Origin of the sequence: Sphingomonas sp. R647 (genome assembly GCF_020177055.1) — a bacterium.
Classification (GTDB): Bacteria; Pseudomonadota; Alphaproteobacteria; order Sphingomonadales; family Sphingomonadaceae; genus Sphingomonas.
In genome coordinates this window covers 1-20,212 of sequence record NZ_JAIQXT010000008.1, presented here as the reverse complement: position 1 = coordinate 20,212, position 20,212 = coordinate 1, and the positions used below count along the sequence as shown (strand labels likewise).

The window sequence follows — 20,212 nt, the reverse complement described above, 5'->3', positions numbered from 1 at the left end:
CCGCTGCCCAGAACCACCGGATTTGCGATTCCGACGACGACGGAGGATGGCGCCCCCATCCCCCGTTCGCCGGGCAAGCCCTATGCGCCGCGCAACCTTGCCGACCGCATCGTCCTGACCCCCGGCGCCGACCCGTCGCGCGAAATGGCGGTCGCCTTCCGCACCGATACGGCGCAGACGACGGCGCAGGCGCAGATCGCCGTCTCGGTCGACGGCCCGACGCTTGAGGAACAGGCCCGCACCGTCTCCGGCATCACCCTTCCGATCGACAGCAGCTATGGTCCGGCGCTCTACCACCAGTTGCGCTTCACCAATCTGACCCCCGACACCGTCTATGCCTATCGCGTCAAGGGCGCGGCCGGCTGGAGCGAATGGTACCAGTTCCGCACCGCCGCAGCACAGGCCAAGCCGTTCCGCTTCCTCTATCTCGGCGATGTCCAGAACGGCATTCTCACCTACGCCAGCCGCGTGATCCGCCAGGCATATCTCAGCCATGGCGACATCCGCCTGACCGTCCATGCCGGCGATCTGGTCGGCCAGCGCGACGATCTCGACCATGACGATGAATGGGGCGAGTGGAACCAGGCCGGCGGCTATAACTACGCCAGCGTGCCCCAGCTTCCGGCGACCGGCAACCATGAATATGCCGACCTGATCCTGCCCGACGGCACCGAGAGCCGCGTGCTCGGCCCCTATTGGCACGCCCAGTTCGCGCTGCCGAAAAACGGCGCGGACCCGGTCAAGGCGACCACCTATTTTGTCGACTATCAGGGCGTGCGCTTCATCGTGCTCGACGGCACGGCGGCGATCGATCTCGGCTCGATGCAGCAGCAGACGGCATGGCTCGACTCGACGCTCGCATCGAGCAAGGCGAAGTGGAATGTCGTGCTGTTCCACCAGCCGGTGTTCACCTGCGCCCGCCCCAAGGACACCGCCAAGATCAAGGCCGCGTGGAAGCCGGTGTTCGAGGCGCGCAAGGTCGACCTCGTCCTGCAGGGCCATGACCATTGCTATGCCCGCCTGACCAGCGAAGCGGGCCGCGAGGCAAGCGCCAAGGCGCGCGCGGACGGCTCGATCCAGGGCCCGGTCTATCTCGTCTCGGTCACCGGATCGAAGATGTACGGCCTCAACAATCGCGCGCGGACCCAGCCCGACCGGACGGCGGAAGCGACCGAACTCTATCAGATCGTCGATGTCGACGGCGCCAGCCTCAAATTCCGCACCTACACTGCGTCGGGCCGCCTCTATGACGGGTTCGACCTCGCGAAGGGCACCGATGGCCGCAACCGGTTGAGCGAAATTGCCGAGCCGAAGATCGCCGAGCGCTTCTGCTCCGGCCCGCGCGATGCGGGCGGCAGCCAGACGATCGGCCCGGATGGCGGGAAATGCGCCGCCGAATTCAAGGATTGATCCGCTGACCCGCCTGCTGATCGCCGCTGCCCTGCTCCCGCTCGCCGCCTGCGCCGCGGGGAAGCGCGACATCCCGGTGGTCCCCACCACCCCCGCCGCCAGCGTGCAGGCACGCGGCCAGACCGATGCGGTCGGCACCGCCAATGCCGATGCGGCGGACGATCCCGCGATCTGGCGCAACCCGGCGAACCCCGCCGCCAGCCTGATCGTCGGGACGGACAAGAAGGCCGGACTTCACGTCTATGACCTGACCGGCAAAGACCGCTTCTTCATCGACGCGGGTCAGGTCAACAATGTCGACCTCAAGGACATGGGGCCGCTCGGCATCATCGTCGCGGCGAGCGACCGCAACGATCGCAAGAACGCCAAGCTCGCGCTGTTCCGCCTCGACACGGCGGCGGTGAAGCTGATCCCGCTCGGCACCATCCCGGTCGGCGCTGGCGAAGCCTATGGCCTGTGCCTCATGGCGGTCGGCAACACGCTGCACGCGTTCAACGTGATCAAGGACGGCACGATCCGCCAGGTCGCACTCGACCTGTCGGGCGCGGCCCCCACCGGCACGATCGTCCGCACGATGAAGCTCGCCACCCAGTCCGAAGGCTGCGCCGCCGATGACCGCACCCAGCGCCTCTATGTCGGCGAGGAAAATGTCGGCCTCTGGCGCTTCGACGCGCGCGCCGACGGCCCGGTGGCCGGCACGCTGATCGCGCCGGCTGATGGGCAAAAGCTGGTGGTCGATGTCGAGGGCGTGACCCTTGCACCTGAAGGGACCGGCAATGGCGGTTACGTGATCGTCTCCAGCCAGGGCGACCACGCCTATACCGTCTATCGCCTGTCCGATGACTCCTATGTCGGTCGCTTCCGGATCGCTGCGGGCAGCACCATCGGCGCGACGGAAGAAACCGACGGGATCGATTTCGCCCCGGGCGATTTCGGTCTCACCTATCCCGGGGGCCTGTTCGTGGCCCAGGACGGCTACAACCCGCCCTACGCCCAGAATTTCAAATATGTCGCCTGGGCGGACATCAAGGCGGCACTGGGGATCGAGTAAAGTCTATTTGCAGGACATCTCGCGGGACAAAGCGACACTCCCGTGAAGACCGGCGACGCGTTGTGCCGCGACATGTTCGCATCGCGCAATTTTGCGCTCCAACAGCGAATCGATACCGCATATTCGAATTGACGAAACAACGCCTTCGCCATTCCCTTTCACCGGGCGCGCGCTAGGGTGTCGGAATGCTGAAACTCCTCGCGCCGCTCGCGCTCCTCGCCGCCCTCCCAGCCGCAGCGCAGACGCCCGCCGAAAGCAAGATGGCAACGACCATCACCGCCGAAACCGACCGCCACGTCGCGCTGCTCGAACGCCTCGTCAACCAGAACTCGGGCTCACTGAACATCGATGGCGTGACCAAGGTCGGCGCGATGGTCCGCGCCGAACTGGAGCCTTTGGGCTTTGCGGTCGAGTGGATCGACATGAAGGAAACCGGCCGCGCCGGGCATCTGGTCGCGACCCATACGGGCAACGGCAAGGGCAAGCGCATCCTGCTGATCGCGCATCTCGACACCGTGTTTGAACCCGAAAGCCCGTTCCAGACCTTTGTCCGCACCGGCGACCGCGCCACCGGCCCCGGCATCGGCGATGACAAGGGCGGGATCGTCGTCATCATCGCCGCGATGCGCGCGATGCAGGCGGCGGGAACGCTCAAACATGCCGATATCAAGATCGTGCTGACCGGCGATGAAGAGCGCACCGGCGCCCCGCTCGCCATCGCCCGGCGCGACCTGATCGCTGCGGGCAAATGGGCCGATGTCGCGCTGGAATATGAAAACCTCGCGCGGGAGGATGGCAAGGACACCGGCACCGTCGCCCGCCGCAGTTCGGTCAACTGGACGCTGCGCACCACCGGCAAGACCGGTCACAGCAGCGGCGTATTCGGCGCCTCGCTCGGCTATGGCGCGGCGTTCGAACTCGCGCGCATCCTCGACGAATTCCGCCGCACGCTGCCTGAGCAGAATTTGACCTTCAATGTCGGCGTGATGGCGGCGGGCACCCCCGCAACGCTCGCCGACAACAATTACCAGATGAGCGCGGGCGGCAAGACCAACATCGTCGCGGCCGAAGCGGTGGCACGCGGCGACCTGCGCGCGCTAACCCCGGAGCAAGAGGCCAAGACCCGCGCCGCAATGATCGCGATCACGGCGAAGAGTCTGCCCGGCACCACCGCCAGCCTCGACTTTCAGGAGGGCTATCCGCCGATGGCCCCGACCGACGGCAACCGCGCGCTGCTGGCCAAGCTCAACGCGGTCAATCGCGACCTCAAGCTCCCCGAAATGGCCGAAATGGACCCCGCCCGCCGCGGTGCCGCCGACAGCGCGTTCGTCGCGGCTGACGTCGACACGCTCGCCGGCCTCGGCGTCGCGGGCGGCAATGCGCATGCCGAGGGCGAGTGGATCGATCTCAAATCGATCCCGCTCCAGGCCCTGCGCAGCGCCGCCTTCATCACCCGCCTGAGCCGCGAAAAGCGCAACTGACGGAACGCTTCAGCATCCCCGCGCGTCGTGCGGGGATGCTGAACGCCCTAGCCCTCAACTGCACGCTCAAGGCCGACGAGTCCGAGCGCTCCTCCACCGATGCGATGATCGCGGTCCTCGCCGATAGCTTCGCCGAGCACGACGTCACCATCACCGAAACCGTCCGCATCGCCGCGCTGAACATCAAGCCTGGCGTGTCGTCCGACGAGGGCGAAGGCGATGACTGGCCCGCGCTGCGCAAGAAGATCCTCGCCGCCGACATCCTCATCTTCGGTGGGCCGATCTGGATGGGCCAGATCTCGAGCATCGCCAAGCGCGTGCTCGAGCGGATGGACGCCTTCATCTCCGAAACCGACGATCAGAGCCGGATGCCCTCCTATTCGAAGGTCGCTATCGCCGCGATCGTCGGCAACGAAGACGGCGCGCATTTCAGCTCGGCCCAGCTGTTTCAGGCGCTGAACGATGTCGGCTACACCATCCCCGCGGTCGCCGCCTGCTACTGGGTCGGCGAAGCGATGGGTTCGACCGACTTTCAGGACCTCGACAAGACGCCGAACAAGGTCACCGAAACCGCCGCGATGGTCGCCGGCAACGCCGCGCACCTCGCCGGGCTGCTCAAGGCCAAGCCCTACCCCGGCCAGGACTGACACTCACGGGATCAACAGCGTCGCGCCCATCGTCTCCCCGGCGGCGATGGCGCGATGCGCTTCCGCCGCCTCCTCAAGGGAATAGCGCCGCCCGATCTCGACCTGCAGCACGCCGCGCGCGACGAGATCGAACACTCGCGCCACACCCGCCGCGCGCTCTTCGGGCGTCACATAATAATGGTAGAGCGTCGGTCGCGTCACGAACAGCGAGCCATGTTGGCTCAGCGTCCCCAGATTGACGCCCGTCACCGGCCCGCCCGCGTTGCCGAAGCTGACGATCATCCCCCGCCGCGCAGTGGACTTGAGCGACGCCCCCCAGGTCGACCCACCGACCCCGTCCAGCACCACCGGCACGCCTTCGCCCCCGGTGATCTCCCGCACCCGCGCGGCGATGTCTTCGTGCTTATACTCGATCACATGATCCGCCCCGATCGCCCGTGCGCGCTCGGCTTTGTCCGACGATCCAACCGTACCGATCACGGTTGCGCCGATATGCTTCAGCCACTGGACGATCAGCTGCCCGGTCGCACCCGCTGCGGCGTGGACCAGCACCGTCATCCCCGGCTGCACCCGCGCGCACCGTTCGATCAGATACTCCGCAGTACAGCCCTTCAGCGTCACCGCCGCCGCGACGTCGAACCCGATGCCATCGGGGATCGCCAGCAACGCGTCCGCCGCGACATTGCGCGCGCTGGCATAGGCACCAAGCGTCGGGCCATAGGTCGTCACCCGGTCGCCCGCTGCGAACGCCGTCACCCCCTCCCCCACCGCCTCGACCACCCCGGCCGCCTCGCTGCCAAGGCCACTCGGCAGCGGCACCGGGTACAGGCCCGAGCGATGATAGGTGTCGATGAAGTTCAGCCCCACCGCTTCGTGCCGCACGCGCACCTCGCCCGGGCCGGGCGATGGCAGATCGACCTCGACCCACTCGATCACCTCGGGCCCGCCGTTCGCCCGGATCACTGCCTGCCGCGCCATAACCTCATCTCCAGTTTCAGGTTGCAACCCGTGCCCCCGCTCGCCACATAAAGCTCCATACCCGAACCTCAAATTTTCGGAGAGCGGAATGCGCAGCTATTTGAAACACTATATCGGCGGCCAATGGATCGAAAGCGAAGGCGGCACCCGCCATCAAGTCATTGATCCAGCTACCGAATCTCCCACCTCTGAAATCACCCTCGGCTCGCAAGCCGATGTCGACAAAGCCGTCGCCGCAGCACGCACCGCGTTCGAAACCTTCTCCCGCACCAGCGTCGAGGATCGCCTCGCCCTGATCGAGCGCGTCATCGCCGAATATCAGAAGCGCATGGACGACATGGCGGAGGCGATCAGCGCCGAAATGGGCGCCCCCCTGTCCCTCGCCAAGACCGCGCAGGTCGGATCGGGCATCGGCCATCTGATGTCCGCTGCGCGCGCACTCAAGGACTTCGCGTTCGAGGAGCAGGTCGGCAACAGCCTCGTCGTCCACGAACCGATCGGCGTCGTCGCGATGATCACACCCTGGAACTGGCCGCTCAACCAGATCGTGTCCAAGGTCGCTCCCGCGCTCGCTGCAGGCTGCACGATGATCCTCAAGCCCAGCGAGGAAGCACCCGGCTGCGCGGTGATCTTTGCCGAAGTGATGGACGCGGCGGGCGTGCCTGCGGGCGTGTTCAACCTCGTCAATGGCGACGGCCCCGGCGTCGGTACCGCACTGTCGCAGCACAAGGGCGTCGACATGGTGAGCTTCACCGGATCGACCCGCGCCGGGATCGCGGTCGCCAAGAACGCCGCCGACACGGTCAAGCGCGTCCATCAGGAACTGGGCGGCAAGTCGCCCTCGCTGATGCTGGAGGGCGCGGATGTCGGCGCGGCGGTCAAGGGCACGTTGTTCAGCGTGCTGATGAACTCCGGCCAGAGCTGCATCGCGCCCGCCCGCCTGCTCGTCCCCGCCGCGCTGGAGAAGGAAGCCGCCGCCGCCGCTGCCGAGATGATGAAGGCCACCAGCTGCGGCGACCCCGCGCAGGAAGGCCGTCATCTCGGCCCGGTCGTCAACAAGGCGCAGTGGGAGAAGATCCAGGGCCTGATCCGCAAGGGGATGGAGGAAGGCGCGACGCTGGAAACCGGCGGCCCGGGCCGCCCCGACGGCATCGAAACCGGCTATTTCGTCAAGCCGACGCTGTTTTCCGGCGTGCGCAACGACATGACGATCGCGCGCGACGAGATCTTCGGCCCGGTCGTCACGATCATCCCTTATGACAGCGAGGAGGACGCCGTCCGCATCGCCAACGACACCGACTACGGCCTGTCGGCGGTGGTGTTCGGCAGCCCCGAAGCGGTCAAGCGCGTCGCCCCGCGCCTGCGCGCCGGCATGGTCTATATCAACGGCGGCCAGCCCAACCCCGACCTGCCCTTCGGCGGCTACAAACAGAGCGGCAACGGCCGCGAGCACGGCAAATACGGGCTGGCGGAGTTCATGGAAGTAAAGGCGCTGGTCGGCGCGCTGGCGTGACCCAAATCCCTCCCCTGAGCGTACTCAGGGGAGGGATGATCGCTATCGGTAATCTTCCCGAACCCAACGCATTTGCGTGGGCGGCATGTCGTTGCCAGTCAGCTCAAGCGTGCGCTTCGCTGCCCCGCGAATGGCGTCAGCGGAATCGGGGGAGCAGTTGTCCTCTTTAATCGACAATCCGGGCCATGGCGCGGTCGTCACTCGGCCGCCCTCCGCGAGCGGGCCGCAACTGACATCCCATACTTCAACATGCGTGACGCGACCGCTGGCATCGCGCGCCATAATCCTGGCGCCCGAATAGCAGTATAGCGGTTTAACCCCTTCTCCAGACGCGCAGGATTGCTGCAAGATCAGGGGATCGCCCGGCGCAACGACATATCGCCCGGTTTCCCAACGCTTGGGTGCGCGCTGTTCAGCCGTCGTAGCGACGTAGCTCAGCGCCTCGCCATCCCGTATCACTGCCCAGTCGGCACAATCTGGCCACCGCTCCACCGGCTTGCGTTCATCAAACCGGCAATCGGCCTTGACCGATCGCCACACTCCGTTGCGCAAGGTGGGCGCTGACGGATCAGGCGCGAAAAACGGTCGGTCGGATATGACCGCGTTGCACCCGCTCAAGGCGGGCATAAGACAGGCGAGCAATGCGGCAGCGATATATCGCATACCGCATTGCTATGATATTTTGCGTCAGTCGAACAGCTCTTCCAGAAAGCTCTTCTTGCGCTTTTGCTTGTAATAGCGCGGGTCGTGGCCCTGATGGCCATATCCGCCGCCATAGCCCGGCTGCTGCTGCGGATAGCCGCCGCCCTGCTGTGGCCACGGGCTGCCCTGTGGGGGCATCGGCGGCTGGGGCGGCATCGGGGGTTGTGGCGCCTGCGGTGCCGTCGGAGCCTCGCCCATGCCGCTGCGCTCAATGATCTTGTCGAGTTCGCCACGATCCAGCCAAATGCCCCGGCATTGCGGGCAGTAATCGATCTCGATCCCCTGCCGGTCGCTCATATGGAGCCCGGTCTTGCATACGGGGCACAGCATTCCGGCAACGGCTTCGGCGGTTCGCATGATCTCTCCTCTACAGGTTTCAGACAGAAGCTAGGAACCGCCCAGCCTTCACGCAACCGGCCAGAACCACAGGATCAGCGGCGGCCCGACGATCAGCACGATCAGTGACAATGGCGCGCCCAGCCGCGCATAGTCGCTGAACCGATACCCGCCCGGCCCCATTACCAGCGTGTTGCACTGATGCCCGATCGGCGTGAGGAAATCGCACCCCGCGCCTACCGCCGTCGCCATCAGGAACGCTTCAGGCCGCAACCCCAAATCGCCGGCAAAGGTCGCGGCGATCGGTGCCATTACCAGCACCGTCGCGGCATTGTTGAGGAACGGCGTCACCGCCATCGCCGCCGCCATGATCAACGCGACCGCGCCCCATGGCGGCAACCCCGCCGCCGTCGCCGACAGCCATTGTCCGATCAGCTCGGTCACGCCGGTGCTGCGCAGCGTATCGCTGACGGGGATCAGCGCACCCAGCATGATCAGGATCGGCCATTCGATATGGTCATAGGCGTCGCGCACCGGCAGCGCGCCGAGCAGCACCACTGCCGCCGCCGCGGCGAAGAACGCGATCGTCACCGGCACCGCGCCGGTCGCGGTCGCTGCCATCGCCACCGCCAGCACCGCGATCGGCAACAGCCCCTTGCGCACACTGCCCAGCCGCAACTCGCGCTCGGCCAGCGGTAGCGCGCCCAGCTCGGTCAGCGTCTGGGGCAGAATGCCGAGCGGCCCCTGCAGCACCACGACATCGCCCGCGCGGAACACGACATTGGGCATGCGCCGCACGATCCGCTCGCCCTGCCGCGACACCGCGATCAGGTTGATGCCATAGCGCTGGCGCAGCATCAGCGATCCCGCAGTGCCGCCGACCAGCGACGACCCGGCGGACACCACCGCCTCGATCACCCCGATCTCCTCGCCCTCCGGACTTTCCGGCGCCTCGCTCGTCCCGACAAAGTCGAGCTTGTCGCGCGCGATCACTCGCTCCAGGCCGTCGGGCGACCCACCCAGGATCAGGATATCACCCTCGTTCAGCACCGTGTCCGAAAGTGGCGTCGCGCGCACGCCGTCGCGCAGGAACATGGTGATCGCGACTTCATATTCGTGCCGCTCGATGAAATCCGCCACGCGCTCGCCATTGGGCGTGGACTGCTCGACGATCTTCGCCTCGGTCGCATAGTCATGCACATCCAGCGCCTCGCCCATCGTCGGCGCGGCGCGGCGGTCGGCGGGCAGCAGGCGATAGCCAAAGCGCAGGAACACCAGGCCCACCAGCGTCAGGCCGATCCCAACCGGGGCGTAATCGAACATGCCGAACGGCTCGCCGGTCATCTCCTGCCGCACCCGGCTGACGATGATGTTGGGCGATGTGCCGATCAGCGTGATCAGACCGCCGAGCAGCGAGGCGAACGCCATCGGCATCAGGAACACGCTGGGCGAGCTTTTCGATTTCTTCGCCATCTGGAATGCAGCCGGCATCATCATCGCCAGCGCGCCGATATTCTTGACCAGCGCAGAGCCCAGCCCGACACTCGCGGACAGCAGCAACAGCTGTGAACTGACCCGCGTCACCCGCTTCTGCAGCAGGCGCATCAGCTGTTCGATCACGCCCGACCGCTGCACCGCGCCCGACAGGACCAGCGCCGACCCGACAATGATCACGATATCATCGGAAAAGCCCGAAAACGCGTCCTCGGGCGCCACGATCCCGGCGGCCACTGCCGCCAGCAGCGCCAGCACCGCGACCATGTCGTAGCGCAGCTTCCCCCATAGAAACATGCCCATCATGCCGATCAGCACGACGACGGACAGGATCTGCGGCAATGTCATAAGGCCCCCATGCGCGCTTAACGCGACGAGGGCGAGGGGGTTGCGTGGATTAGTGGACGGTGCCCACCGCGCGGTTCACACTCATCAGCACGATCAGCCGTTCGATCTGGCGCCAGCGGCAGAAATTGATGTGGTTGCCCAGGTCACGGAACTTGTCTGCCCGCGCCGCCGCTTCCAGTCCCGCATCGTCACCGAACGCACGGATCAGGTCTGCCGCGTCGAAGACATGGGCGCGGTCGGCGAGATAGGGGATGGGCGACATCGGATATCCTTGCAAAGCTCATGCGCACGCACGCACCGCGCGTGCCAGCTTCGCCCGATCCCCGCGCGGCTGCGGCTTGCGAGGGTAAATTGCTGGAAACCATAGGTCTTTGGGCCGTGCCGCGCGTGCCGTGACGGGACAGTGGCGTCCCGGCGCGGGACGTGGCATGGCGCGGGGATGAGCCGTTCCTCCAAGCCCGCGCCGATCGCCGGCGGCGCCCTCCTCGCCCTCTCGCTGGTCGTCGGCACGGTTGTCGGCGTGCGTCAGGGGCAACCCTCGATCGGATTCCTCGCCGGGCTTGCGATTGGCATCGCCCTGCTCGTGATCGTCGCGCTGATCGACCGGATTCGCGGCAGCCGCTAAGGCTTGCGGGCGCGGTCGCCGCGTGCGACGTTCCGGAAATGCTGAACGCTTTCGTCATGTTAGCCGCGATGGCGGGGTCGCCACTCGAGACCAAGCCGCCGCTCGCGCCGCTGGGAAAATGGCGGGTCGATTGGGGCGACACGAATTGCCTCGCCATGCAGAATTATGGCGACGCATCCGCACCGACCACCTTCGGGTTCAAGCCGTCGCTGAACGGCGACGTGATCCGCGTGATCATCACGCGCAAAGGCCCCTATCAGGACGCCGCCCATTTTCCGGTAGCGCTGGGCGACGTAAAAACCACGGCTCTGGGGTTCAGGCCCACCAAAACGGACCGTGAGATGTTCTGGATCAACATCCCCCGTGCGGACTTCGACCGTCTGGCCGCGCTGCCGACCCTCGCGATCAAGGGACGCAGGCTCGATTTCGTCCTGTCGACAACGGGCTTTGCCGCCGCAATTCGGGCGCTGGACACCTGCAACGAGAATCTGCGCGCGCATTGGAATGCAGATGAGGCAGGGGTTCAGCGAATCGGCACAATGGCCACGCCGCTGCGCGCGCCCGCACGGCTGGTGTCGTCGGCCGACTATCCGGACCAGGCGATCTTCGAAGGTCGCGACGGCACGACCGGCGTCTCGCTCCTGATTGACGAGAAGGGCGCGCTCAAGGACTGCGTTGTTGAACAGGCCAGCGGCGTCGCGACCCTGGATGCGCAGACCTGCATCCTGTTCCAGACGCGCGGCAAATTCTCCGCCGCAAAGGACAAGGAGGGCAAAGCGATCAAGAGCCGCCTGACCTATCGCTTCCGCTGGAAGACCGGCTGAGGCCGCCCGGCGCTCACACCAGCGCGCGGTGCATCCACACCACCCGCCCGACCACGTCGATCCCCCGCGCGGAGACGATCTCACGCCCGTAATCCGGGTTGTCGCTGACCAGCTCGACCTCGCTGCCCATTAGCCTCAGCCGTTTGACCGCGAGCATGCCGTCGCGGCGGAAGACATGAATCGCCGCGCGCGGCCCGGGCACCCGCCGCGCGCCATCGACCAATATCTCGTCGCCGTCGCACAGCGTCGGCTCCATCGACGCCCCCTCAACCCGAATCGTCGATGCCATGGCAGCGCGCACGCCCAGCCGCCGCAGCAATGCCGGGTCGAGCAGCAACGGGCTCGCCCGCTCGCTCTCCACCACCCGCCCGCGCCCGGCCGCCGCCCCTGCATCGACCCGCGCCACCGCCACCAGCCCCTCGACCGCCGGCCCGCCCAGCGCCGCGTCCGCCAGCCCGAGATAGCGCGCCAGCCGCCGCCGATCGCCTTCCGCCAGCACCCGTGGGCTGCCCCGCGTCACGAACTGCTGCAAATACGCCGCGTTGCGCCCGATCAGCCGCGACAGCGCCGCCAGCGACTCCCCCCGCGCCTCCGCCGCCTGCGCCAATGCGCGCCGCTGATCGTCCGATTCCATCATCGCATCATAGCCGCAGGATTTTTCCTAGACAAGTTGGAAATGAGAACATCTAAAGAACATACGAGTCGGGGAATGGCCCCGCGAGTCGAGGAAGGGCGATGGCGATTCTCGGAAAGATTGAGCGATATTTGCGGCGGTACGACATGCCGCGCACCAAATTCGGGCGGCTGGCGGTCAACGACCCCCGGCTGGTTGATGACTTGCGCAACGGCCGTGCGCCGGGGCCGGAGCTATGCGAGCGGATCGAGGCGCAGCTGTCCCGCGCGCCCGCTGCTCCGGATCAGGGAGACGCACGATGAGCCGCGGACCCGATGCCGGCACGCTGCTCGAACGTGCCCTGCTGCGTCACGCTGCCGTGGGGCAGATCGACCTGTCGATCGTCTCGGCCGGCTGGACCCGCTGGGCCAGCGCGACCTTTGTCGGCGCGCGCCACGACCTGCTCCTCACCGCCAGCCCTTCCCCAGCACTCGACAACTGGATCGCCGATCTGCCCGAAGCCGACTTCACGCTCCGCCGCCACCTCGTCGCCGAACTGACGGTCGAATCGCGCACCCGCGTCGACGACCGCGTCGACGTGCGGATCGGCGTGCTGACGGTCGAGGACAGGTGAGGCGTTAGCGGCTCACGCCCGCATCGCCATCCGGCGCAGCTCGGACAGCGTGTCTTCCAGGCTGCGCTCCGTTTCGGGCTCCGGCTCCGGTGCGGCAGGACCAAATTTCGACAGCCCCCGCTCCAGCCGGTCGAGCAGCGCATGCACGCTCGCCTCGGTCTGCGGTGCGGCGATGGCGGGCGCAGCAGGCGCGGGTTCAGGCGCTGGATATGGCTCCAGCGCAGGCGCCGGGCGCACCGCCGGGGTCAGCTCGAACGTCTCGAACCGCTCGCCCGAATCATAGATCGGCGCACGCGGCGCGCGGCGGCGCAGCGGGCGCACCGGTGGCGGCGGCGCCATCGGGACGGCGGGGATCGCCGAAGGATCGAACGCCGCCAGCGGCTGGCTCAGATCGACCGGCAAATCCTGCACCTCGGGCAAGGGCGCGCTCAGTGGGCGCCCCTCAGACGGTGCCCCCATCGCGATCACCGGCTCGTCGGGCAATGCGCTGTCGGCGAGGTCGAGAACATCGGTCACGCTGAGCTCGGGCTCCGCCACCACGGGCTCGGCATCAGGCACGCGGCCATAGACCGGCACCTCAAGATCACTGGCGCGCAGCGGAACGCGCGGGCGCGCATCGGGATGCGCATCGGCGCGGCGCACGGTCGGGCGACGCTCGCCCTCCGGCCCCTCGCCCGCCGCCCGCGAATCGACCCAGGCCAGCAGCGCCGACAGCCCCATCCACGCAACCAGCGCAATCAACCCGCCCGCGAACAGGCCGATGCACAGCCGCGCAGTCGTGCCCAGCGGCGGCTCAGCCGCAGGCACGAACGCCGCGATCCCGCTGGAGAGCACCAGATCCTCGAGCAGCGCGCCCGGAAGCACCAGGCTCGCCAGCACCGCGCACGCGCCCGCACCACCGGCGAGCGCGAGCGCCACATTGGGGGTCAGACGTTGAACGAGGGCGTACGCAACCATTTGGATTCCCGTGTGCGGGCAGCAATAAGTTTTTGGTAAACAGGTTCGTATCGCGAAATGTTTGACGACCAGTTACGCTCGGCCTCAACCCATTGCCGCGCACGCACGCGCTGCGCATCCCAGCCGGAGCGATCGTCGAACACCCCCGCGACCGAATGGGCAAGCGCCGCAGGGTCGTCGGGCGGGAACAAGGTCCCGGTATCACCATGCCGGATCAGCTCGCGATGCCCGCCGACATCCGACGCCGCCACCAGCCGGTGCTGCGCCATCGCCTCGATCGGCTTCAGCGGCGTCACCAGATCGGTCAGCCGCATATGTTTGCGCGGGTACACCAGCAAATCGATCAGCGAATAATAACGCTCGACCTGCTCATGCGGCACGCGCCCGACGAAATGGATCGCATGCGCCGCGCTCGACGCCGCCGCCTGCGCGCGCAGCGCCTGCTCCATCGGCCCGCCGCCGACCATCACCAGCCGCGCCTGCGGCCGCTGCAACAGCAGCGCCGGCATCGCCGCGATCAGATCGTCCAGCCCCTCATAATCGTAAAAGCTGCCGATGAACCCGATCGTATCGGCCCCATCCAGCCCCAGCTGCGCCGCCAGCGCGTCGTCGCGCGGCACCGGATCGCCGAACAGATGCAGGTCCACGCCATTGGGCGACACCATGATCTTGCTCGCGTCGATCCCGCGCGCGATCAGGTCGCGCTTCAGGCCCTCACAGATCACCGCCACGCCATCGACGCGCCGCGCCGCCCAGGTCTCCAGCCCCCGAATCGCGCGATATTTCGCCGACCCTTCGGTGCCGGTCCCGTTGCCGACCGCCGCATCCTCCCAGAATGCGCGAATCTCGTAGAGCAAAGGAATCCCGTAGCGCTTGGCCGCACGCATCGCCGCCAGCGGGTCGATCACCGGCGAATGCGCGTGGAGAATATCGGGTCGAAACCGCTCGACCACGTCGCCAATCCGCCCGGCAAACGCCGCGATCTCGGCAACCTCGCCCAGCACCGGCGGCAGGCGGCGCATCTGTTTCGTGCGGTGAAAGTCGATCCCGTCGAGCGTCTCGAAGGGGGAATCGCCGGTATGGTAGCGCGGCCCCGTCACCCCGGCGACGGTCCAGCCGCGCTCCATCTGCGCCTTCAAAATCGCGCGCGTGCGAAAGGTATAGCCGCTGTGCAGTGGCAGCGAATGGTCAAGGACGTGCAGAATCCGCATGCCGTCCCTCTGCCACGCGATCACTTAACGGCCCGTCAACCGGAAGCGGCTATCCCCGCCTCACGATGATCGACACGCTGGTTCTCGCGCTAACCCACGGGCTGCTGCTCGTCGTCGCCTGGCGTCTGGTGAACAGCCCGGCGGTCGATGACGACAGCCTCGATGGCAAGCCGCCACCGCCCAAGCGCGGCTGGAAACGCCCCGGTGCGTGATCTCGCCTTCATCGCATTTCTGGGAGCCATCTTCGCGCTCGGCCTGCGCCGGCCGTTCCTGTTCGTGCTCGCCTATGTCTATATCGACATCGTCTCGCCGCAGCGGATGAGCTATTTCCTGCTCAACGCGTTCCCGATTTCGGCGATGGCGGTGGCTTTCGCAGTGCTGTCTTGGGCGGCGATGGACGACAAGCGCGACATGCGCGTCGCCCCGCGTCAGGGGCTGATGCTCGCCCTGCTCGGCTGGTGCTATTACACCACGCTCAACGCCGATTTCCCGATCGATGCGGCGTATAAATGGGACTGGGTGTGGAAGGCGTTGGCCTTCGCGATCTTCCTTCCCCTCACGCTGCGAACACGACTGCGGATCGAGGCGCTGTTGCTGTTCATGCTGCTCTCGGTCGCGACGATCATCATCGCGGGCGGGGTCAAGACCGCGCTGGGCGGTGGCGGCTATGGCCAGCTCAAGCTGATCGTCGACAACAACTCCGGCCTGTTCGAAGGCAGCATCATCTCCGCCGTCGCGATCTGCCTGATCCCGCTGATTCTGTGGTTCACCAAATATGGCACGATCTTCCCACCCGACTGGCGGGTAAAGACGTTCGGCTATTCCCTCATCTTCGCCTGCCTGCTGATGCCGGTGGGGACTCAGGCGCGCACCGGCTTGGTCTGCGCGGGCCTGCTCGCCGTCCTCATGCTGCGCGACGTCAAGCGGCGCATCCTTTACGTCGCTGGCGCGGGCTTCCTCGCCGTCGCCTCGATCCCCTTCCTCCCCGCCAGCTTTACCGAGCGGATGGGGACGATCTCGACCTATCAGGCCGACGCCAGCGCCTCGACCCGGATCGAGGTTTGGAAATGGACCTGGGAATACGTCAAGACCCACCCGATGGGCGGCGGGTTCGAAGCCTATCGCCAGAATGAGATCAAGTACGACAAGGTCGAGATCGTCGGCGAAGGCGCCAGCCGCACCGTCGTCCGCACGCCGGAAATCGACAAGGCGCGCGCCTATCACTCGGCCTTTTTCGAAATGCTCGGCGAACAGGGCTGGCCCGGCTTCATCCTGTGGCTGATGATCCATCTCGGAGGCATCCTGCGCATGGAAGTGCTGCGCCGCCGCTACCGCAACGTGCCCCCGGACAAGGCATGGATCGCCCCGCTCGCCACCGCGCTTCAGCACGGGCACATCATCTATCTGTTCGGGTCGCTGTTCGTCGGCATCGCGCTCAACCCGTTTGTCTACATGCTGGTCGGCGCACAGATCGGCCTCGACACCTATCTCGCGCGCAAGCGTGCCGAGGAAGGCATCCGCCCGATGAGCAAGCCGCGCGGCACTTCGCCCGCGCCGGCGGCGGCATGATCGGTTAGAGCGGAGCCATGGCCAGCCTGTTTCTTGTCCGGAACGATGACCCGCGCTTCGCCGAAACGGCGCTGGTCGAGGCGCGCGCGGTGCTCTCGGAACAGGGTTTCCCCGCGCCTGTCGAAACGTCGTTCCCCGGCTGGATCCTGCTCCACGCCGGCCACATCATCGCCGGGCCGCCGTCATTGCTCCAGCGCGGTGACGATCTCGTCGCGGTCGCCGGGACGCTGGTCGCCGACGGCAAGATGGGCGAACCCGCGCTCGCCGCCCTGCTCGCGATGGACCCGCTCGCGCTCGACTGGGACCGGCTCGGCGGGCAGTTCGTCGCGCTCGTCCGGCGCGGCGGGCGCAGCTTCCTGTTCGGCGACTACTTCTCCGCCTTCCAGCTGTTTCACGACACCAGCGACCGCGTGTTCGCCACCACCTTCCTCGCCGCCGCGCGCGCACTTCCGCGCCTCAGCTTCGACGCGCAGGGCGTGTACGAACTCGTGTTCAACGTCATGCCGGTCGGCGACGACACCGTGTTCGAACAGCTCAAGACGCTCTCGCCGCTTTCGGTGGTTGAGCTGACCGCGACCGGCACCGTCCGCCACAGCATCGCCAAGCCGCTCCCCGCCGCGCCGAGCGCCGATTCCCTGCCCGACCGCATCGCCCGCCACCGCGACCGGCTGCTCGCCATCGTCGGCGCGCATGTCGATGCGCTGGGCGGCAATGTCCGCGCGCCGCTGTCGGGCGGCCTCGACTCCCGCCTCGTCCTCGCCGCGTTGCGCGACCGCGGCTGCGACCCGCACGTCTATGTTTATGGCGTGCCGGGTGACGAGGATGTCGTCATCGCCCAGCAGATCGGCGCCGAGCTCGGCTTCCCGATCGAATGGCTCGACAAGGAGGACGGCGTCGTTCCGCCCGATGGTTTTGCCGATCTGGTCGACCGCAATTACCGCCAATATGACGGCCTCCCGACCTTCGGGAACATCTTCGACAACGGCACCAATGGCGCGGCCCAGCTCGCCCGCCACGCCGATGGCGCGCTCGCCGTGTCGGGTGGGTGCGGTGAGATTTACCGCAACTTCTTCTATCTCCCCGACCGCCGCTTCACCGCGCACGACATCGCGCAGACCTTCTTCGCGCGCTTCACCCCCGCCGACGCCACCGATCGCTTCGACCCGCGCGGCTTTATCGACGCCATCGCGGGAAAGATCGCCGCATCGCTCGCCCCGCCCGACGCGACCGGCAAGCTCGCGCGCAACCGGGTCGAGCAGATCTACCCCCGCATCCGCTGCCGCGCGCTGTTCGGACGGGAGATCAGTCTCGAGGCGCGGTTCAGCCCGTACCTCATGCCCTTCCTCGACCACCGCGTCGTGGCCGAGGCGATGACGCTGCCGATGCCGCTCAAATATGCCGGACGGTTCGAGGCGGCGTTGTTGAATGCGATCGACCCGGTCCTTGCCGCGCAGCCATCGGCCTATGGCCATGACTTTACCGGCCCGCCCAATCTCGCGCATCGCCGCACCGAATGGCTGACCCGCATCCGCCCGGTCTGGCTCCGCCGCCACAGCTACGCGCTACGCCGCAGCCTCGGCCCGATGGGCGACGAACATGGCGGCGCGCTCAGCCCGGATTACATGGCCCGCGTGATCGACCTCGACTTCCCGGCGATGCGCGCCTTCTTCAATCCGCAAGCGATCACCGACAGCGCCGTCTGGCGTCGCGTCGCCAACCTCGAATACCTCGCCGCACGGCTGGGATCGCGGGTGGTGGGGTGAGCTAAACCTTCCCCGAAACGAAGGAGCTGAAGGGCGGGCGACAATAGAACCCGAACCGTCACCCCCGCGAAAGCGGGGGCCCATCTCCTACACGATTGGCGCATCTCGCCGGTGCTGAATGCGGACAGTCAGGGAGATGGGCCCCCGCTTTCGCGGGGGTGACGATAAGAGTAGCCCCTCCCGGTTATGGTGGGAATTGCCCTCACCCCTCCGCCGGTACCGCCATCAGCGCATCATCCTTCGCGCTTGCCCGCTGCGCCGCCTCACGCGCCTGCACCCGCGCGACGAAGTCGACGAACGCATCGCGCTTGGGGATCGTCCCGAACTGCGTGCCCCAGGTCAGGTGCGCCCCGACATACAGGTCCGCCGCAGTGAAATGGTCCGCCGCCAGCCAGCCATCGCCCGCCGCCGTCACCGCCGCCTCCAGCGCATCGATCGTGCGGTCGTAATCGCCGAACCCTAGCATCCCCTGCTTCTGCGGATCGGCGCCCACGTCCCAGCCCATCGACCGGCTCGTCACCGCCTGTTCCAGCGGCCCGGCGGCGAAGAACAGCCAGCGATAATAGGCTCCTCGCGCGTCCACCGGCGGCGCCAGCCCGGCGTCGGGGAACGCATCGGCGAGATAGGCACAGATCGCCGCGCACTCGGTCACCACCACGCCGTCATGGTCGATCGCCGGCACCTTCCCCATCGGGTTGACGGCCAGAAACTCCGGCGAGCGCGGGCCATAGTCGATCACCACCGTGTCATGCTCGGCGCCGACTTCCTCGAGCATCCAGCGCGCGATCCGTCCGCGCGACATGGGGTTGGTATAGAGCGTGATCGCCATCGTTGTCCCTCCGAGTCGATTAAGAACGAAATAGGAACGAACTAGCGCGGCGGGTCAAGCGCTAAGTAATCCTCCCCCGCCAGGGGGAGGTGGCACGCGCAGCGTGACGGAGGGGGAGGAAGCACGACGGCAAGAGGCTCAAGGGCACCGCCGTCCTCCCCCTCCGTCGCCATACGGCGACACCTCCCCCTTGCGGGGGAGGATCACTTAACGTGCTGCCAACTCAAAGCGCCTTGAACGTCTCCAGCAACCGCGCCCACGCCTTCTCCGCCTGCACCTGATCGTACACCTGGCTGTCGGGCGGGCACCATCCGTGGTTCGCGGGATAGACCTCGACCTCGGCGGCCAGCCCGGCACTGGCATAGGCCGCGCGCACCAGTTCCTTCTCGTTCGGATTGCGCTTGTCGTCATTCTCGGCGACCGCGAACAGGAATCGCGCCTTCATCTGTGGCACCAGCAGATGCGGGCTGTCCGGCTTGTCCGTGGCAAGCCCGCCGCCATGGAACGACCCGCCAGCCTTGACCCGGTCGGGCAGCGCGGCGGCGGTGCGCATCGTGAACGGCCCGCCCATGCAGTAGCCCGTGGTGCCGACCCCACGCTTCTTGTCCACCGCGCGCTGCTTGTCGAGCCAGGCGACATAGGCGGTCGCGTCGCGCACCACCGCGTCCGGGGTCAACAGCGCGCGCCACGGCCCGATCTTCTCGCGCACGCTCGGCGTCGCATAGCTTTCGCCGGGCTGCAGGAACCGCCCCTTCACCGACCGGTAGAACGGATTGATCGTCAGCACCGCAAAGCCCGATTGCGCCAGCCGCTCGCCCATCTGGCGGAATGCCGGGCGCAGGCCCATTACGTCGGGCCACACCAGCACCGCCGGGTGCTTGCCTTTGTTCGGCGCGGCATAATAGGCGTCGGCAGTCCCGTCCGGCGTCTTGAACGTCACGTCCGTCGACTGGATGCCGAGCGCATTGGCGGGCGTCGGCAACAGCGCCATCAGCCCCGCCGCTCCAGCCGCCGCGCCGAAATCGCGCCGCGACAGCGGCTTCATCAGCTTCTCATTATCCGCGTTGGTCAGATCATCGCACATCGCATCGCTCTCCAGATTCGCTTCCCGGCGACGCGACGCTAGCTTAGCTCAGGTTTCAGTTACACTGAAACGTGCGGCACCGGCCCGCTCCCCCACCCGGCCACCCAACGACAGTGTATTCTATGGGTGGCCGGGTGGGGGAG

22 protein-coding genes are annotated in these 20,212 nt (G+C 67.0%); 12 read left to right on the top strand and 10 right to left on the bottom strand.

The window, feature by feature from the left end:
• The first annotated feature begins 3 nt into the window (after nucleotides 1–3).
• The 4 genes from K9B35_RS18085 (at nucleotide 4) to K9B35_RS18070 (ending at nucleotide 4,589) form a co-directional block, all read left to right on the top strand.
• A complete protein-coding gene (locus tag K9B35_RS18085; RefSeq protein WP_318245988.1) occupies nucleotides 4–1,410 on the top strand; it encodes a metallophosphoesterase family protein in 1,407 nt (468 codons plus the stop codon).
• On the top strand, nucleotides 1,376–2,461 hold the full coding sequence (locus K9B35_RS18080) for a phytase (RefSeq protein ID WP_224923400.1): 1,086 nt from the start codon (nucleotides 1,376–1,378) through the stop codon (nucleotides 2,459–2,461). The genes K9B35_RS18085 and K9B35_RS18080 overlap by 35 nt, the downstream gene beginning before the upstream one ends.
• 185 nt (nucleotides 2,462–2,646) lie before the next feature.
• Complete coding sequence (locus tag K9B35_RS18075; protein WP_224923399.1) at nucleotides 2,647–3,942, top strand: M20/M25/M40 family metallo-hydrolase; 1,296 nt, start codon at nucleotides 2,647–2,649, stop codon at nucleotides 3,940–3,942.
• Nucleotides 3,943–3,977: 35 nt separating this feature from the next.
• The gene (locus K9B35_RS18070; protein ID WP_224923398.1) at nucleotides 3,978–4,589 is read left to right on the top strand and encodes a flavodoxin family protein; all 612 of its coding nucleotides are present in this window, start codon (nucleotides 3,978–3,980) and stop codon (nucleotides 4,587–4,589) included.
• Between the two features lie 3 nt (nucleotides 4,590–4,592).
• On the opposite strand, the gene K9B35_RS18065 is transcribed toward K9B35_RS18070, so the two are convergent.
• On the bottom strand, nucleotides 4,593–5,567 hold the full coding sequence (locus K9B35_RS18065) for a quinone oxidoreductase family protein (RefSeq protein ID WP_224923397.1): 975 nt from the start codon (nucleotides 5,565–5,567) through the stop codon (nucleotides 4,593–4,595).
• Between the two features lie 88 nt (nucleotides 5,568–5,655).
• Here K9B35_RS18065 and K9B35_RS18060 point away from each other — a divergent pair, with 88 nt between their 5' ends.
• Nucleotides 5,656–7,080, top strand: a complete 1,425-nt coding sequence (locus tag K9B35_RS18060) for an aldehyde dehydrogenase family protein (RefSeq protein ID WP_224923396.1) — start codon at nucleotides 5,656–5,658, stop codon at nucleotides 7,078–7,080.
• A 42-nt stretch (nucleotides 7,081–7,122) separates the two neighbouring features.
• Here the strand turns inward: K9B35_RS18060 and K9B35_RS18055 are convergent, their stop codons facing one another.
• The 4 genes from K9B35_RS18055 to K9B35_RS18040 are packed head-to-tail and all read right to left on the bottom strand — an operon-like array spanning nucleotide 7,123 to nucleotide 10,222.
• Nucleotides 7,123–7,707, bottom strand: a complete 585-nt coding sequence (locus K9B35_RS18055; protein WP_224923395.1) for a hypothetical protein — start codon at nucleotides 7,705–7,707, stop codon at nucleotides 7,123–7,125.
• Nucleotides 7,708–7,767: 60 nt separating this feature from the next.
• On the bottom strand, nucleotides 7,768–8,139 hold the full coding sequence (locus K9B35_RS18050; protein ID WP_224923394.1) for a zf-TFIIB domain-containing protein: 372 nt from the start codon (nucleotides 8,137–8,139) through the stop codon (nucleotides 7,768–7,770).
• A 48-nt stretch (nucleotides 8,140–8,187) separates the two neighbouring features.
• Entirely contained in the window at nucleotides 8,188–9,960 is a 1,773-nt protein-coding gene (locus tag K9B35_RS20320) for an SLC13 family permease (protein ID WP_224923393.1), read from the bottom strand.
• Nucleotides 9,961–10,009: 49 nt separating this feature from the next.
• Nucleotides 10,010–10,222, bottom strand: a complete 213-nt coding sequence (locus K9B35_RS18040) for a hypothetical protein (RefSeq protein WP_224923392.1) — start codon at nucleotides 10,220–10,222, stop codon at nucleotides 10,010–10,012.
• Nucleotides 10,223–10,399: 177 nt separating this feature from the next.
• On the opposite strand from K9B35_RS18040, the gene K9B35_RS18035 reads away from it, so the two are divergent.
• On the top strand, nucleotides 10,400–10,585 hold the full coding sequence (locus K9B35_RS18035; RefSeq protein WP_224923391.1) for a hypothetical protein: 186 nt from the start codon (nucleotides 10,400–10,402) through the stop codon (nucleotides 10,583–10,585).
• 38 nt (nucleotides 10,586–10,623) lie between these two features.
• Entirely contained in the window at nucleotides 10,624–11,409 is a 786-nt protein-coding gene (locus K9B35_RS18030) for a TonB family protein (RefSeq protein WP_224923390.1), read from the top strand.
• A gap of 13 nt (nucleotides 11,410–11,422) precedes the next feature.
• Here K9B35_RS18030 and K9B35_RS18025 read toward each other — a convergent pair whose 3' ends face one another.
• Nucleotides 11,423–12,043 (bottom strand): helix-turn-helix transcriptional regulator, encoded by a 621-nt coding sequence (locus tag K9B35_RS18025; protein ID WP_224923389.1) that lies wholly within the window; start codon nucleotides 12,041–12,043, stop codon nucleotides 11,423–11,425.
• Nucleotides 12,044–12,144: 101 nt separating this feature from the next.
• On the opposite strand from K9B35_RS18025, the gene K9B35_RS18020 reads away from it, so the two are divergent.
• Together K9B35_RS18020 and K9B35_RS18015 are read left to right on the top strand one after the other, a co-directional pair.
• The gene (locus K9B35_RS18020; protein ID WP_224923388.1) at nucleotides 12,145–12,345 is read left to right on the top strand and encodes a hypothetical protein; all 201 of its coding nucleotides are present in this window, start codon (nucleotides 12,145–12,147) and stop codon (nucleotides 12,343–12,345) included.
• A complete protein-coding gene (locus K9B35_RS18015) occupies nucleotides 12,342–12,656 on the top strand; it encodes a hypothetical protein (RefSeq protein WP_224923387.1) in 315 nt (104 codons plus the stop codon). Before K9B35_RS18020 ends, K9B35_RS18015 begins: the two co-directional genes overlap by 4 nt.
• A gap of 12 nt (nucleotides 12,657–12,668) precedes the next feature.
• Here the strand turns inward: K9B35_RS18015 and K9B35_RS18010 are convergent, their stop codons facing one another.
• Entirely contained in the window at nucleotides 12,669–13,574 is a 906-nt protein-coding gene (locus tag K9B35_RS18010) for a hypothetical protein (protein WP_224923386.1), read from the bottom strand.
• A gap of 8 nt (nucleotides 13,575–13,582) precedes the next feature.
• Complete coding sequence (locus tag K9B35_RS18005) at nucleotides 13,583–14,824, bottom strand: TIGR04063 family PEP-CTERM/XrtA system glycosyltransferase (protein ID WP_224923385.1); 1,242 nt, start codon at nucleotides 14,822–14,824, stop codon at nucleotides 13,583–13,585.
• A gap of 65 nt (nucleotides 14,825–14,889) precedes the next feature.
• Between K9B35_RS18005 and K9B35_RS18000 the strand changes: the two genes are divergently transcribed.
• Genes K9B35_RS18000 through K9B35_RS17990 form a run of 3 tightly spaced genes read left to right on the top strand, consistent with a single transcriptional unit; the run spans nucleotide 14,890 to nucleotide 18,156 of the window.
• Nucleotides 14,890–15,036 carry a hypothetical protein gene (locus tag K9B35_RS18000; RefSeq protein ID WP_156442820.1) on the top strand — a complete coding sequence of 49 codons (147 nt, stop codon included), beginning with the start codon at nucleotides 14,890–14,892 and terminating at the stop codon, nucleotides 15,034–15,036.
• Nucleotides 15,029–16,393 carry a DUF5935 domain-containing protein gene (locus tag K9B35_RS17995; protein ID WP_224923384.1) on the top strand — a complete coding sequence of 455 codons (1,365 nt, stop codon included), beginning with the start codon at nucleotides 15,029–15,031 and terminating at the stop codon, nucleotides 16,391–16,393. Before K9B35_RS18000 ends, K9B35_RS17995 begins: the two co-directional genes overlap by 8 nt.
• 17 nt (nucleotides 16,394–16,410) lie before the next feature.
• The gene (locus K9B35_RS17990; protein WP_224923383.1) at nucleotides 16,411–18,156 is read left to right on the top strand and encodes an asparagine synthase C-terminal domain-containing protein; all 1,746 of its coding nucleotides are present in this window, start codon (nucleotides 16,411–16,413) and stop codon (nucleotides 18,154–18,156) included.
• Nucleotides 18,157–18,358: 202 nt separating this feature from the next.
• On the opposite strand, the gene K9B35_RS17985 is transcribed toward K9B35_RS17990, so the two are convergent.
• Nucleotides 18,359–18,985, bottom strand: a complete 627-nt coding sequence (locus K9B35_RS17985) for a glutathione S-transferase family protein (protein ID WP_224923382.1) — start codon at nucleotides 18,983–18,985, stop codon at nucleotides 18,359–18,361.
• Between the two features lie 223 nt (nucleotides 18,986–19,208).
• Nucleotides 19,209–20,069 carry a dienelactone hydrolase family protein gene (locus tag K9B35_RS17980; RefSeq protein ID WP_224923381.1) on the bottom strand — a complete coding sequence of 287 codons (861 nt, stop codon included), beginning with the start codon at nucleotides 20,067–20,069 and terminating at the stop codon, nucleotides 19,209–19,211.
• Nucleotides 20,070–20,212 lie beyond the last annotated feature (143 nt).

What these genes read in the sequence shown, in the direction of transcription:
- K9B35_RS18070 (WP_224923398.1), top strand. Translation starts at nt 3,978, where the DNA reads ATGCTGAACGCCCTAGCCCTCAACTGCACGCTCAAGGCCGACGAGTCC.
- K9B35_RS18055 (WP_224923395.1), bottom strand. Translation starts at nt 7,707, where the DNA reads ATGCCCGCCTTGAGCGGGTGCAACGCGGTCATATCCGACCGACCGTTT.
- K9B35_RS18080 (WP_224923400.1), top strand. Translation starts at nt 1,376, where the DNA reads ATGGCGGGAAATGCGCCGCCGAATTCAAGGATTGATCCGCTGACCCGC.
- K9B35_RS18020 (WP_224923388.1), top strand. Translation starts at nt 12,145, where the DNA reads ATGGCGATTCTCGGAAAGATTGAGCGATATTTGCGGCGGTACGACATG.
- K9B35_RS18035 (WP_224923391.1), top strand. Translation starts at nt 10,400, where the DNA reads ATGAGCCGTTCCTCCAAGCCCGCGCCGATCGCCGGCGGCGCCCTCCTC.
- K9B35_RS17985 (WP_224923382.1), bottom strand. Translation starts at nt 18,985, where the DNA reads ATGGCGATCACGCTCTATACCAACCCCATGTCGCGCGGACGGATCGCG.
- K9B35_RS18040 (WP_224923392.1), bottom strand. Translation starts at nt 10,222, where the DNA reads ATGTCGCCCATCCCCTATCTCGCCGACCGCGCCCATGTCTTCGACGCG.
- K9B35_RS18030 (WP_224923390.1), top strand. Translation starts at nt 10,624, where the DNA reads ATGCTGAACGCTTTCGTCATGTTAGCCGCGATGGCGGGGTCGCCACTC.
- K9B35_RS18005 (WP_224923385.1), bottom strand. Translation starts at nt 14,824, where the DNA reads ATGCGGATTCTGCACGTCCTTGACCATTCGCTGCCACTGCACAGCGGC.
- K9B35_RS18025 (WP_224923389.1), bottom strand. Translation starts at nt 12,043, where the DNA reads ATGGAATCGGACGATCAGCGGCGCGCATTGGCGCAGGCGGCGGAGGCG.
- K9B35_RS18075 (WP_224923399.1), top strand. Translation starts at nt 2,647, where the DNA reads ATGCTGAAACTCCTCGCGCCGCTCGCGCTCCTCGCCGCCCTCCCAGCC.
- K9B35_RS17990 (WP_224923383.1), top strand. Translation starts at nt 16,411, where the DNA reads ATGGCCAGCCTGTTTCTTGTCCGGAACGATGACCCGCGCTTCGCCGAA.
- K9B35_RS18000 (WP_156442820.1), top strand. Translation starts at nt 14,890, where the DNA reads ATGATCGACACGCTGGTTCTCGCGCTAACCCACGGGCTGCTGCTCGTC.
- K9B35_RS18050 (WP_224923394.1), bottom strand. Translation starts at nt 8,139, where the DNA reads ATGCGAACCGCCGAAGCCGTTGCCGGAATGCTGTGCCCCGTATGCAAG.
- K9B35_RS18065 (WP_224923397.1), bottom strand. Translation starts at nt 5,567, where the DNA reads ATGGCGCGGCAGGCAGTGATCCGGGCGAACGGCGGGCCCGAGGTGATC.
- K9B35_RS18060 (WP_224923396.1), top strand. Translation starts at nt 5,656, where the DNA reads ATGCGCAGCTATTTGAAACACTATATCGGCGGCCAATGGATCGAAAGC.
- K9B35_RS17980 (WP_224923381.1), bottom strand. Translation starts at nt 20,069, where the DNA reads ATGTGCGATGATCTGACCAACGCGGATAATGAGAAGCTGATGAAGCCG.
- K9B35_RS20320 (WP_224923393.1), bottom strand. Translation starts at nt 9,960, where the DNA reads ATGACATTGCCGCAGATCCTGTCCGTCGTCGTGCTGATCGGCATGATG.
- K9B35_RS18015 (WP_224923387.1), top strand. Translation starts at nt 12,342, where the DNA reads ATGAGCCGCGGACCCGATGCCGGCACGCTGCTCGAACGTGCCCTGCTG.